General features: G+C 38.0%; 13 protein-coding genes and 2 tRNA genes. 6 read left to right on the forward strand and 9 right to left on the reverse strand.

Annotated features, from left to right (window positions below):
* On the forward strand, positions 1-266 hold a 266-nt coding region (locus QNI15_RS33455), incomplete at its 5' end, for a T9SS type A sorting domain-containing protein (protein WP_314036159.1).
* A gap of 94 nt (positions 267-360) precedes the next feature.
* Here QNI15_RS33455 and QNI15_RS33460 read toward each other — a convergent pair.
* From QNI15_RS33460 to QNI15_RS33485, 6 genes are all read right to left on the reverse strand, one after another.
* A complete protein-coding gene (locus tag QNI15_RS33460; RefSeq protein WP_314005032.1) occupies positions 361-717 on the reverse strand; it encodes a carboxypeptidase regulatory-like domain-containing protein in 357 nt (118 codons plus the stop codon).
* 59 nt (positions 718-776) lie between these two features.
* Positions 777-1,478, reverse strand: a complete 702-nt coding sequence (locus QNI15_RS33465; protein ID WP_314005033.1) for a methyltransferase domain-containing protein — start codon at positions 1,476-1,478, stop codon at positions 777-779.
* 107 nt (positions 1,479-1,585) lie between these two features.
* Entirely contained in the window at positions 1,586-2,686 is a 1,101-nt protein-coding gene (locus QNI15_RS33470; RefSeq protein WP_314005034.1) for a type III polyketide synthase, read from the reverse strand.
* Positions 2,687-2,845: 159 nt separating this feature from the next.
* On the reverse strand, positions 2,846-4,450 hold the full coding sequence (locus QNI15_RS33475) for a hypothetical protein (RefSeq protein ID WP_314005036.1): 1,605 nt from the start codon (positions 4,448-4,450) through the stop codon (positions 2,846-2,848).
* A 140-nt stretch (positions 4,451-4,590) separates the two neighbouring features.
* The gene (locus QNI15_RS33480; RefSeq protein WP_314005038.1) at positions 4,591-5,001 is read right to left on the reverse strand and encodes an EVE domain-containing protein; all 411 of its coding nucleotides are present in this window, start codon (positions 4,999-5,001) and stop codon (positions 4,591-4,593) included.
* A 111-nt stretch (positions 5,002-5,112) separates the two neighbouring features.
* Positions 5,113-5,598: a hypothetical protein gene (locus tag QNI15_RS33485; RefSeq protein ID WP_314005039.1), complete on the reverse strand. Its 486-nt coding sequence runs from the start codon at positions 5,596-5,598 to the stop codon at positions 5,113-5,115.
* 259 nt (positions 5,599-5,857) lie between these two features.
* On the opposite strand from QNI15_RS33485, the gene polX reads away from it, so the two are divergent.
* Positions 5,858-7,546: a DNA polymerase/3'-5' exonuclease PolX gene (polX, locus tag QNI15_RS33490; protein WP_314005041.1), complete on the forward strand. Its 1,689-nt coding sequence runs from the start codon at positions 5,858-5,860 to the stop codon at positions 7,544-7,546.
* A gap of 45 nt (positions 7,547-7,591) precedes the next feature.
* Here polX and QNI15_RS33495 read toward each other — a convergent pair whose 3' ends face one another.
* Positions 7,592-8,329: a tetratricopeptide repeat protein gene (locus QNI15_RS33495; protein ID WP_314005042.1), complete on the reverse strand. Its 738-nt coding sequence runs from the start codon at positions 8,327-8,329 to the stop codon at positions 7,592-7,594.
* A gap of 73 nt (positions 8,330-8,402) precedes the next feature.
* On the opposite strand from QNI15_RS33495, the gene QNI15_RS33500 reads away from it, so the two are divergent.
* From QNI15_RS33500 to QNI15_RS33510, 3 genes are all read left to right on the forward strand, one after another.
* Positions 8,403-8,475, forward strand: a tRNA-Lys gene (locus tag QNI15_RS33500).
* Positions 8,476-8,627: 152 nt separating this feature from the next.
* Positions 8,628-8,700: transfer RNA gene (locus tag QNI15_RS33505), tRNA-Lys, on the forward strand.
* A gap of 305 nt (positions 8,701-9,005) precedes the next feature.
* Positions 9,006-10,139: a tyrosine-type recombinase/integrase gene (locus QNI15_RS33510; protein ID WP_314036161.1), complete on the forward strand. Its 1,134-nt coding sequence runs from the start codon at positions 9,006-9,008 to the stop codon at positions 10,137-10,139.
* A gap of 70 nt (positions 10,140-10,209) precedes the next feature.
* On the opposite strand, the gene QNI15_RS33515 is transcribed toward QNI15_RS33510, so the two are convergent.
* Together QNI15_RS33515 and QNI15_RS33520 are read right to left on the reverse strand one after the other, a co-directional pair.
* Positions 10,210-10,506: a hypothetical protein gene (locus QNI15_RS33515; RefSeq protein ID WP_314036163.1), complete on the reverse strand. Its 297-nt coding sequence runs from the start codon at positions 10,504-10,506 to the stop codon at positions 10,210-10,212.
* A gap of 433 nt (positions 10,507-10,939) precedes the next feature.
* A complete protein-coding gene (locus QNI15_RS33520; protein ID WP_314036165.1) occupies positions 10,940-11,206 on the reverse strand; it encodes a hypothetical protein in 267 nt (88 codons plus the stop codon).
* Positions 11,207-11,569: 363 nt separating this feature from the next.
* Here QNI15_RS33520 and QNI15_RS33525 point away from each other — a divergent pair, with 363 nt between their 5' ends.
* Complete coding sequence (locus tag QNI15_RS33525) at positions 11,570-12,052, forward strand: LexA family protein (RefSeq protein WP_314036167.1); 483 nt, start codon at positions 11,570-11,572, stop codon at positions 12,050-12,052.
* Positions 12,053-12,109: the final 57 nt, after the last annotated feature.

A 12,109-nucleotide genomic window follows, 5' to 3' on the forward strand; every position in this document is an offset into this window, starting at 1 on the left:
TGAAGATTGGTCAGGGCAGTGATGGATATAGTTTTGCCTTGTATCCCAATCCATCGGATGGTCAGAGTTTATATTTGCAGACAGACTATAGTGGAAAGGCAATGTTGAATCTGTATACGATTCAGGGGGTATGTGTGAAGAGTCTGAAATTGGAAGTAGGTAGCGGAGAGACTTTGTTGCCAGTAAGCGGCTTGTCATCAGGAGCTTATGTAATGGAAATCACCACTGACAAACAGGTTTCACATCAGAAACTCATTATCAGGTAAACGAAGTTATTAAAGATAGATTCTCTGAAAAGCAAAACTCCCTATATTGTATTATATAGGGAGTTTCTATTTATGGGTAGTTGCAAAGTAATTTCTATTCAATAATGATATTTACTTTGTTTACTGCACCTGATTTTAATTCCTGTGTTTGTGTAGAACCACCCGAATTATCCAGATCTCCTTTGCTAACAGCAACATAGTAAATCTTTGGTTCCAGACTTCTAAAGATAACAAAGCCCTTATTGCTAGTAGTCTGAGCTGCCGAAACAGGATTCTGTTCCTTCTCAAAGTCTTCCTGTGTTTTATATAGTGTTACTTTAGCTCCTTCCTGGATATTTCCTGCATCATCCAGAACAGTCACACGCAAAGCTGTAGTTGTTATCTGTTTAGGAGTTGTAAATGCAAATGAAAGGAGAGTGAAAATAAGTAATCCAAGTGCTGCTTTTTTCATAGGTCTAGAAGAATAAAAGAAAATAATAAAATAAGTCACTTTGTTCACTACTATATGTATCAGGCAAAAATAACCAATCGCCAGCGAAAAGCCCAGCACCAGGTTAGTTCATATTTTTTGATGCCTGCCTGATTCAGAATCTTTTCCCAGTCAGAGCGAAGAAACCCCCGCTTAACAGATAGTTTTGCGTCATACTTGACCATATCGGATCGTGAAAACCATCGGGTAAGCCATTTGATAGAGTGATAGGCAAACCAGTGGCGATGAAGATCATTGATGACTATTCCTACGCGAACCTGTTGTCTGAGGTTTCGAAAAAGTGAAATGAGTTGTTCATCTGTAAAATGATGACAAAACAAAGTACCCGTAACTATATCATACGATTGCTGTCTAAAGTCTTCAGAGAAAACGTCCAGATTCAGATAGGATATTTCCGGATAAGAAGATGTGTGTTTCTGGGCATACCCGACAATGTATTCATTGGCGTCAATACCTGTAAACTGAACAGGTTGTTGCCGTTTTCTTACCCATCGTGACATACATATTAACATATCGCCACCTCCACATCCAAGGTCTGCAATTTGTAGCGTTTTAGTTGATGTATTATACTGTCGGAACAATTTTGCAAGACCTTGCAAAGTTACTTTGTTACCTCCCAGCCACTTATTGATAAACCTAAGTTCCCGAAGAGTCTGGTCCATAACTTCACCACCCGTACTAAACTCATCCATGATCTCTTTCTCATAACTGCGTGTTTTCATCTGGCATAGCTTTACATAGATAAAATAAATGTGGTAGCTCTTTTTCTTGTAATATCAGAGTATTCTTTAGTGATTCTTTGACACATATAACTGCATTAGCTAAAAGATTAGTTTACCTGTAACAACATTGATTCCAGGGTAAGACCAGGGCCAAATGCAAAACTCAGTATACGCTTACCTTTGTCTGAAGTTTCTAATGTTTTTTGAATAGACTGAAGTACAAATAAGACAGTTGGTGAGGACATATTCCCATAATTACGAAGTATCTCATAGGCATGGTAATTATCTTCAGGTGATAGTGCGAGTTGCTTCTCTATAACCTCAAGAATTCGTTTCCCTCCTGGATGTATGGCAAAAAGTGAAATATCTTCTAGTGAGACTGTAAGGTTTCGGAAAAGATTTTCAGTAAGAACCTGGATACCTTGTTCAATCAAATCAGGTACATAGGCAGATAAAGTCATTTCAAACCCAAAGTTGGAAATATGCCATGCCATATCTTTTTTACCTACCGAAATGAGATCCCCATGGAAGGATTCTATATATAATGAACCGGGCGTTGGAGTAGATTGTACCAGTACTGCTGCTGCTCCATCTGCAAACAAAGCGTTGGCCAGCAAATGATCATCTGTATTATGTTTTTGAAAATGAATACTGCATAACTCTACACATACAATCAGTACTACAGCATTCGGATTAGCCCTGCAGATATGGTCTGCTGCTTTCAGAGCAGGAAATGCAGCATAACATCCCATGAAGTTTATGGCAGTACGTTGTACATTGGTAGGTAAACCAACTTGTTCCACAATTTCAATATCTACACCGGGTGCATACATGCCTGTACAACTAACTGTAATCAAATGTGTGACACGTTCTTTCGCAAAGCCAGGCATTTTTTCAAAACAGTTTTCAATGGCTTGAATACATAATGGTGTTGCATTTTTGCGATATAATTCCATTCGTTGATCGATGGCAGGAAATGGCTCCATTCCAGGATTATTGCCATAAAATTCAAACTCACCAGAAGTATGTGTATAATCTGACAAAACAGTGTGTCGTGTATGTATCCCTGTAGCACGATACAATGCCCGTAAACGCCGGGATTCTTCCGGATCTATTTCCAGCGCATTGGACATAAAATCGGCTACCTGTAATTGGGTAATCTGATAAGGTGGAACAGCTGTACCTATGGCTGTAATATGGCTCTTCATGAATAGTGGATAAAACAAAAATCAAATATGTACAAATGAAAATACTTTTTGGGGCATTTTGTTTGAATAGTATAAAAAATCGTGCTGTCAGATACTATAAATAATAAAAAACCCGTGAGATAAACTCACGGGTAGCCAATAGGTGAATAGTCTACATTATTATAAATCGACTTTTTCCAGATAGAAGACCTCCCTACGACCTCGTGCCTGTGCATTTTCGTCGTTTCGGATACGTTGATATCCCCATGCAAGGAAGTGATTGCCATACCAGTACTCAATGTCATCGGTAAGAGATCTTTTTATTTTGTCTCCTGTATATTCCGTACTTAACTGTACAGACTCTTTGCCTTCCACTACTTCAGTACCACGAATTACCTTAGTCCGAAGTTTTCCTCCCTGGTTGTAGGCAAGAGTAACCTGATCATTGCTATCAAAATTAACTTTAACCTTTTCTTTCAATACAAAAGTTTTTACATCATTAATTTCAAAGCTGTTATCCCAGAGAAGGTTACCTTGTAAATCAAAGCCCGCAATAACTGCATGAGTATACACATATCCATCAAATACAGGATAACTGCGGTAACCGGAGTAAGGTCCGTAAGACCAGGGACTACCAAATCCAATACCAAATCCTCCCATGCCAAATCCACCAACCATGGGAGAGCCAAATCCACTATTGCTATTCCGATATTCCGGATAGTAAGCCTCGGCAATCATGATATATTGGTTATTGCGTTGGATGATATCGTGTACCAGTAAGCGATACTGCAATTTCAGATCCTTTCCTTTCTTTTTCTGTTTTTCAATTCGTGCTGCCATCTTTTCCTGCTGACGTCCACTCATGAATTTGAAAAAGTTTTTAAAGTCTGTAAAACTATAGTATCGGGTAAACTTTTCTTGACCTTCCTGTAGTTTGGTGATATACAATCCTTGCGAGTAATCCGCTGTACCTGTAAAAACAGATCCCTGGCCCATACCCCAATAGTTGTAGGTTGAAGTACGGCTATACACCGGACCCTGAGTTCCAAAGGTGCCTATAACTAATTGGTTGGTACTATCCAGATTGGAAACTTTCCCTCCCAACAAGTCATACCGAATCTCTTTATCTGCAGTAAGAGTTACGTTATGAAGAACATTGCCTTCTGGAGAATATGTTTTGATAAAAACATTTTTATCCTTGCCTTTGGTTGTCACAAACACTGCATTGATAACGCCATGCACACTATCTGCCTCAATAGACTGTAAGTCTGTACGTGCCCGGAAAGCTGTAGGTAATACCTTAGTTTGACGTTCAAGAAGGTTAATACGTACCAGTACAGGCTCATTGCGTGTTTTGCCTGCCATAAATATGTTATTGTCAATGGCATCAAAGTCAATAATATCCAGGCGATCTATTGAGCTAAATTCATATTTGGCTGCGAATCCGGCACGTACATTCAGTTTTACTACCTGATAGATAGGCGTTTTGTAACGACTAAACAGAAGATATAAAGCTTTGTTTCTGTAGACATATCGAGTTAAGTCCAGTGAAGGATTTACCAGACAATCTACTGACCAATCCTGTTGCAGATCTGTGTTATACCGGGTAAATACATATTTGCCTCGATCAGCTTCTGAAAATAGCACAACTCCTTCTGACTCAACCGGAACAATGTGCATGTTTTCTGCTTTGGTACGAGCTTGTATCTCTACTCTGCGTCCGCTTTGGGCATAGCTTACAACCACACAGAATGTGAGAAAAATTATAATGAACGATTTCTTCATAGGTGATAGGAACGATTTTTTATCTTATAAGATATTAACGAATTTAAAGCAAAAATCGTGTCAGAGGAGTCAGAATAAGAAATAAATCCAGCTATAAGCCATGTCTAGTCTGGATTTATCTGCAAATATCTATATTTTTTTCATTCTTTACTTCCTAAACCTACAATTATGTCAAACTCTTCAGCCTTAACAGGCATGACAGATAAGCGACTTTGACGAATCAATCCAATCTGGTTGAGGCGATCATCTTTTTTTATCTGCTCAAGCGTAACAGGTTTATCTAATTTTTGTTCTGGTTCCAGATCTACTACTACCCATGCAGGGTCTTCTGTAGTCGGATCTTGGTAGGCTTCACGTACGACTTTGGCAATGCCTACTATTTCTTTTCCCTCATTGCTATGGTAAAATAGTACCCGATCATCTACTTTCATGGCCTGCAAGTTGTTGCGTGCCTGATAGTTGCGTACTCCATCCCAAAAAGTTCGCTTATCTTTTTCAAATTTTTCCCAGGGATATTTGACAGGTTCGGATTTGACGAGCCAATAGTTCATGCTAAGAATAAAGGTTGTATAATGGATTGCAAAAACAAAATCACGCAAATCTATGCAAAAAAGCCAGACCTGCGTGATTTTATTGGATCGTCTCAATTAGAAGTGTATGGATTAGATTTCTGATTTACGTTTCACCTTCAACATATCTTTGCTTACTGAAATAACTTCCAGAAAGTATACACCACTTTCAGCACCTTGTACCGTTACTTTCATGGTATTACCAAACTTAGTTCGTTCCCATTGACCCATTACTATTTTCTGACCATCTGCGGGCCCAATATCAAACCGTACTACCATACCTTCTTTTTGAAATTTAATAGCTTTGCGTCCGCGGGCAGGAGGGAACACATATCCTTCCGGACGATAAACTTCTATCCCATCACCTTTTTCATCTTCAAAGGAGTTTACCCATTTTTGATAGAGAGCTGTATTATTAACCGATGCAGATCCCGTAGATGTAGTAGTCTTGGCAGAAGAGGTATTCTTGGATGTTGAAGCTGTTGTTTTGGATTTCTTTGTTTTACTTTTGGGCTTAGTCTGTGAATAGGCAACAAATGAAATCAATGTCAATAGTACAACAAGTGAGAGATGTTTCATAAAAATGAAGATGTTAAAATGTGAAAATTATTATGTATAGATTTGAGGTAGTTACAAGTATAGATTACAATCATGCAAAAACAGATCCATAGCACTATATCTGATTTCTGTTTTCTCAGTAGAAATCAGTGTGCAGAAGTTTTCTTCTGGAGTATTTTTCAAGGAAAATAGGATAGGGTTTGTTTACAATGATTCATAACCATTACTTAACTGACTGCCAATCTTCTTTCTGGTATCTGAATCTAAAAAATGAATACAAATGGAAAACAATGAAATTATCCGGTTGTTTGAACTTACTACTAAATTGTTTGAACTATATGACGAAAATCCATTTAAAATACGGTCATACACCAATGCGATCCTAGCTCTTGAAAAAGTAAGCCAGCCATTGGACACACTCTCTGTTGAACAACTGACCCACATTGAAGGAATAGGTAAAAGCATTGCTGATAAAATATTTCTACTGAATACGGAAGGAACCTTTCCTGAGTTACAAAACCTGCTTGCTCAAACTCCTGAAGGAATAATCGATATATTGAATATCAAAGGATTGGGGCCAAAAAAAGTAAAAATATTGTGGAAAGATCTGGGAATAGAAACTACAGATGCGCTTCTACAGGCATGTGAAGAGAACAAAGTTGCTACTTTAAAGGGATTTGGTGAGAAAACACAGGAGAATATCAGGCAAGCATTACTTTTTCAGCAAGCCAATACAGGTAAGATGCATTATGCTGATGCCGAAACATCTGCAGCTTTTCTGCTAAAGGCATTCAGTGATTGGAATATCACAGCACAGTTAACTGGACAGATGTCCAGAAAGAGTGATGTGGTTGAAAAGATACAATTGATAGTGGCAACAGATTCACCTGCCAGTGTTGAACAAAAACTAGATCAGTTACCCGAGCTGGAGAAATCCAGAGATTCAGGACCTTTTGCCTGGAGGGGACGCTTGGCTGCCAGCGGATTACCAGTAGAAATACTTTCTGTGAAACCAACTGCATTTGTAAGTATTACATTTGTATACTCAGCCACTCCTGAGCACTCAGCACATAGTACAGAACTAGGTAAAACATTATTTCAGGTTGCTGTAGGAAATTCCTATACAGATGAGAAACAGATTTATGAAAAAGCTGGATTGCCTTATATTATTCCAGAAATGAGAGAAGGATTGGATGAGTTTACCTGGATGAAGACTCATGCTGCAGAAGAGATTGTTGAGTTGAAGAACCTAAAGGGAACTTTACATAATCATAGTACATACAGTGATGGAAAACATACACTTGAAGAGATGGCAACCTATTGTCAGTCTATGGGATATGAATATCTTGGTATTTCAGATCACTCCAAATCCGCTTTTTACGCCAATGGATTACAGGAAGATCGTGTAGCACGTCAGCAGACTGAAATTGATGTGTTGAATGAAAAATTAGCTCCATTCCGGATCTTTAAAGGAATCGAGTCAGACATTCTGAATGATGGGTCGCTGGATTATGATCAAAGTGTGCTGAAGACTTTTGATTTCATTGTGGCATCCATTCACTCTAATCTTCGTATGGATGAGGATAAAGCAACCCAGAGACTGATTAAGGCTATTGAAAACCCCTATACAACTATATTGGGGCATCCTACCGGACGATTGCTTCTACGTCGTGAAGGCTACCCGATTGACCATAAGAAAGTGATTGATGCCTGTGCTGCCAATGGTGTGATTATTGAGATCAATGCAAATCCCTGGCGACTGGACATTGACTGGCATTGGGTACCGTATTGCATGGAAAAGGGAGTGATGATAAGCATCAACCCTGATGCACATGAAACTGCCGGATTGCATGATATGGCTTATGGAGTGTATTCAGCCCGTAAAGGGGGATTGCTGACTTCTATGACATTTAATGCATTGTCTTTGACTGATGTTGAGGCATACTTTCAGAAACGTCGTTCCAGATAAAAGACTTTAAAAAACAGGGAGGTAGAATGGTTACCTCTCTGTTTTTTATTCTATCATCCATACGTTTTGTTTTCGGATAAAAGCTGGCTTCCCTGCCCACTCTGTACGTATCCAAATGTCTTGTTCCCCCTGTACATCGACACGATGTCCCTTACGAATCACCCGAACCAATCTGGCTCCAGCAGAAGGAGCATTCATCATGTATGAGTAATCTTCAGATACAATTGCCTTACGGTTGTTAAATTGTAGGTTAAAAATAGCCAGAATTGCTCCCAGAAAAAAGATTAGTGCCAATCCATGTCTACCTGCGACAAATGTGCCTCTTATTTTTTTGCGAATCATTCCCGCCAGCATCCAGAGGCTAAGCAGACTTAAACCAAGTACCACAAACAGATAATAACGCTGATAGAAGATCATGAAGAAATCCCAGTCGCTGTAATCATAGCCTATCAGGTTATTGCGCATGGCTATTTCATTCATCTTGATTGCTGCCTGCTGACTTGGATGTTGCTGATAATACAGATTTAGATAATGCAGACTTCGGGTATAGTCTCCAAGACTTTCTGTAATAAATGCCATTTTTAACAACATAGCAGATGACACTTCCTGTTGCCTTTGCATGATATCTTCATAAACAGCCAGTGCCTGAGTGTAATTTCTTTTAGCAAAAAGAGAATCGCCTTCTTGAATACTCGATACAGCAAAAGCTTTTTGAAAAAATATTTGGCTTATAATCAGTGTGATATAAATAAATGTAGTTTTTTTTGTAAGAGATGCTTGCATTGTGTTTATGGAGTTCATACCTTTGCACCGCAATTTACGGAAAAGGGGTAAGAAAAAAAGTAAAAAAGTAAAAGATTCCGTAGCTCAGCTGGTAGAGCAATACACTTTTAATGTATGGGTCCTGGGTTCGAATCCCAGCGGGATCACAAGTTAAGTTGCCTGAAGCCTGCAAAAGACGCAGGTTTTTTAGTTTATCTGATCCAAGTAGCACTTGGATCAGGGAAGATTATACAATATTGATTCGTTAAGAATCGCGTTTAGACTATAGACATATAAAGTCTGTTTTAAAAAGGTACCAGATTCCGTAGCTCAGCTGGTAGAGCAATACACTTTTAATGTATGGGTCCTGGGTTCGAATCCCAGCGGGATCACAATCATCAAATACAGCTCTAGAAACGATGTTTTTAGGGCTTTTTTTATGCCCTCACCGGACGAAAAAGCGCCTTGCTGATACTATTTTCCGTGTTTTCTACTGAATTCGCTTGCCCTGTTTTACAAACCACTTGCTCATTTCACTTGCTTTCTCTACTTGCTCACCTAAATGTGCTACTTGCTCACTTTATGTGCTTGTTTGTAAGTGTTACTTGCTTTCTGAAAAAGTTTCTATTTTTTGTGAAAAATTAATAGAGTTAACATCTACTAACTTTTCACTAATTCATTTAATCATGCTTAAAAAATGAGTATTCTTTTCTGGCTTAGGAAGAACCAAGCTAATAGAAAAGGCGAATGTCCACTATGGTGTACTATCTCCATTGAACAAAGTAAAGCAGAGTTCTCCTGCAAAATTACTATTGATCCTGTTAATTGGGATCAAAAAAATCAAATCGCTACTGGTCATCTTGCTGGTTACATCAATGTTCAACTGGAGCTAATCACTAAAAAGCTTCTGGACATCAAATTAGCAAGCCACGCTCAGGAGAAGATAGTAACACCTGCCTTAATCAAAGATCAATTTTTAGGGAAAACAATTGCCCGTTCTACATTTTTAGAAATGTTTCAAAAATGCCTCAGTCGCAAAACGGCTCTCAGCCAGGCGACAAAAAAACGGTATGAAAGGAGACTCAAACACATAGAGCTATTCCTGAAAAGTCAGCGCAAAGACAAGATTTTACCTGAAGAGTTCAGCCCTAATCTATTGGAAGAATTAGAACACTATTTACGAACTGAGAAAAAGATCAAATCACAGGAATACTTATATCGGTATATCGATTGTGTAAGAGAGGTATTACGATTTTGTAAAACAAAACAAATCCCTGTCCACTTGGGAACATTGGACTATAAGATAACAAGAGGCAAACCTAAAACTCCTATCTATATGACTCGAGAACAGATCAGTGACCTGGCCGCATTTGATCACCAAAATTTTAGCCTTATTAAAACCAGAGATTTAGCACTATTTCAGAGATATACTGGTTTTGCATTTGGTGATATGATGAGTTTCGATTATGAGACAGATGTGATCATTGTTAATAACAAAAGATGGATAAAGAAGGTACGCGGTAAGTCTGGACAGATAGCACTATTGCCTTTTTTTGATGAGGCTCACAAGATCCTACAAGCCTATGAATACACATTACCTAAGATTAGCAATCAAAAGTATAATGCGTACTTAGGAACAGTAGGAGAGTTGATAAACTTACCTTTTAAGTTATCTTCTCATGTGATGCGCAAAACTGCTGGTGCGCTCTGGCTCCAAGAAGGTGTACCTTATGCTTTAGTTTCAAGCATGCTAGGGCATGCTAATATCACTACTACTCAAAAACATTATGTTAGAGTGGATTTAACCATACTACAGTCCTACTTTGGATAATATTATTAAAAAACAAAAAGAACGCAGAAAGTCTGCGTTCTTTTTGTTTTTTAATAATTTAACCGTTTACTTAATTTCTTTCAGTGTGCTTATTTCGGTTACCAAAAAAGTATCCTAATATTAATGTCACAATATTTGACATAAATAGGATATAAAAATCAAATACTTGCTTTACTCCTTCTGTAGGATTTATAATAATAAACGCAGCGCTTATTATTAATAGCAACCCAAATGTGAGTGCTATAAGAACCAACGCAAATCTCTCCTTAAAAGATTCGTATTTCTTTGTATGAAATTTGCTATTCCCTTCTTCACTTCCAAAGTCAGTCACTTCTTCTTCTTTGGTACTCTCTTTTTCATTTTCCATATCTCGCGCTAACAAGGTTTATGTAAAATTTAGTGATAAATGGTGTTGCTTTTGACAAAAAATCACTTGCCTCTAAAGACAAGTTACCTATGCATACTAACCGGGTTTATTACCCTTCCTGATGATTCGCGAATATGCCTAGCATAACACGTCTCTATTCAGTTTATAAGACAATTGTATATGACCTAAACTATTATTATCATTTAGACGTCATAAGTTGTGGCCCTTGTGCCTTGCACAGTCACTAGTGTTATTTAACATTCTCATTGCTAGCTGGTTAAATTGATTGGAAATGTGACATGAATAGTTACAAAAAAACTTAAGAGGTCTGCCTCTAGCGTGAGTTACTATGCCTTGCATAGTTATAACTCGTTTGGGTGTTGCTGTGATCATTGAGGTTGTTTTAAAGTTGATCTACTTGTTAAAAATAGGATTACGTGAACGTGAGTTGTATGCGTTCACGACTCCCATCAGGATGCTCAATGTAGACTTTAGCTCCTGTTTTTATACTTATTACCACATCGTGAGCAAGCTCAATACAACCCGCTACAAGCTGGGTTCTATTGCTTATTCCGGTAATAGAAGATAATTCTTCAATTTTGGTAAGAGTCCTAGGTTGAATTCGCATTTGCACTAGTTTGGACTCACCAGATTTTTGAAAAATTTCTTTTTCCTTTAATTCATCAGGCATGTATATCATTGTTTTTTTAAGGTGAATAATTAAAGCCAGGATTTTCCTGACCCTTTCTTGGTTAGCGCGATATCATTACAATATGTATTTATTTATTGTAATGATTAAATGTAATGACAATTTGTAAGTATTCCAAATGTTAAAGAGAAAATCTATATTTTTTTATTTTTTAAGCCTAATAGTATATTTGATAACTTCTAAGTGGCAGGCTCAAGTACCCTGTCTACAATTACAAAGCCGGACGGGAGTGCCTGGCTTTTACTATTTATACCCTACAAGAATAAAAATATGGCCCTAACATATTTCTGTATCTGATTATTGTATACATTGCTCCTAATTTTTTTATTTTATTAAACGCTAAATGGTTATTCCATGAATGCTAAACCAATCAGCCGTATTCAACGGATAGATTTTCTACCTGCGAATGCCTCAAAGGTGATTGACGTTTACAAACCATTGTTCCACTTCAGAATGAAGTTACCTCTGTATCAGTCGAGGATTCAGGCTGGCTATCCCAGTCCTGCTGACGACCATTTAGATAAGGAACTTGATTTGATGGAAAAGCTTATCCAAAATAAGCAGTCTACATTTTACCTTCAGGTCACTGGAGATTCAATGAAAGGATGTGGTATTTTCGATGGCTCTATCGTGATCGTGGACAGATCCCTGAAAGCAAAGGACGGGAAAATAGTTATAGCAGTTGTCAATGGTGAATTCACCTGCAAACGGCTAAAAATTGAAAACCGTCTTGTTTATCTCTGTGCAGAGAATAAGGATTATCAGGATATCCTTGTCACAGAAGATATGAATTTCAGAGTCTGGGGAGTTGTAACGGCAACTGTCACCAGTTTTTAAACCTATCTTTTAGGTAAATTAGGTAGGTCATTCTCAGCAGTTATTGAGAGGTCAAAT

The sequence above is a fragment of the Xanthocytophaga flava genome, assembly GCF_030068545.1.
In the GTDB taxonomy this organism is placed as follows: Bacteria; Bacteroidota; Bacteroidia; order Cytophagales; family 172606-1; genus Xanthocytophaga; species Xanthocytophaga flava.

Excerpts from the sequence above, each read along its gene's own strand:
- QNI15_RS33470 (WP_314005034.1), bottom strand. The coding sequence starts at position 2,686 with ATGAAGAGCCATATTACAGCCATAGGTACAGCTGTTCCACCTTATCAG.
- QNI15_RS33475 (WP_314005036.1), bottom strand. The coding sequence starts at position 4,450 with ATGAAGAAATCGTTCATTATAATTTTTCTCACATTCTGTGTGGTTGTA.
- QNI15_RS33460 (WP_314005032.1), bottom strand. The coding sequence starts at position 717 with ATGAAAAAAGCAGCACTTGGATTACTTATTTTCACTCTCCTTTCATTT.
- QNI15_RS33520 (WP_314036165.1), bottom strand. The coding sequence starts at position 11,206 with ATGATATACATGCCTGATGAATTAAAGGAAAAAGAAATTTTTCAAAAA.
- QNI15_RS33485 (WP_314005039.1), bottom strand. The coding sequence starts at position 5,598 with ATGAAACATCTCTCACTTGTTGTACTATTGACATTGATTTCATTTGTT.
- QNI15_RS33465 (WP_314005033.1), bottom strand. The coding sequence starts at position 1,478 with ATGAAAACACGCAGTTATGAGAAAGAGATCATGGATGAGTTTAGTACG.
- QNI15_RS33515 (WP_314036163.1), bottom strand. The coding sequence starts at position 10,506 with ATGGAAAATGAAAAAGAGAGTACCAAAGAAGAAGAAGTGACTGACTTT.
- QNI15_RS33510 (WP_314036161.1), top strand. The coding sequence starts at position 9,006 with ATGAGTATTCTTTTCTGGCTTAGGAAGAACCAAGCTAATAGAAAAGGC.
- QNI15_RS33495 (WP_314005042.1), bottom strand. The coding sequence starts at position 8,329 with ATGCAAGCATCTCTTACAAAAAAAACTACATTTATTTATATCACACTG.
- QNI15_RS33480 (WP_314005038.1), bottom strand. The coding sequence starts at position 5,001 with ATGAACTATTGGCTCGTCAAATCCGAACCTGTCAAATATCCCTGGGAA.
- QNI15_RS33525 (WP_314036167.1), top strand. The coding sequence starts at position 11,570 with ATGAATGCTAAACCAATCAGCCGTATTCAACGGATAGATTTTCTACCT.
- polX (WP_314005041.1), top strand. The coding sequence starts at position 5,858 with ATGGAAAACAATGAAATTATCCGGTTGTTTGAACTTACTACTAAATTG.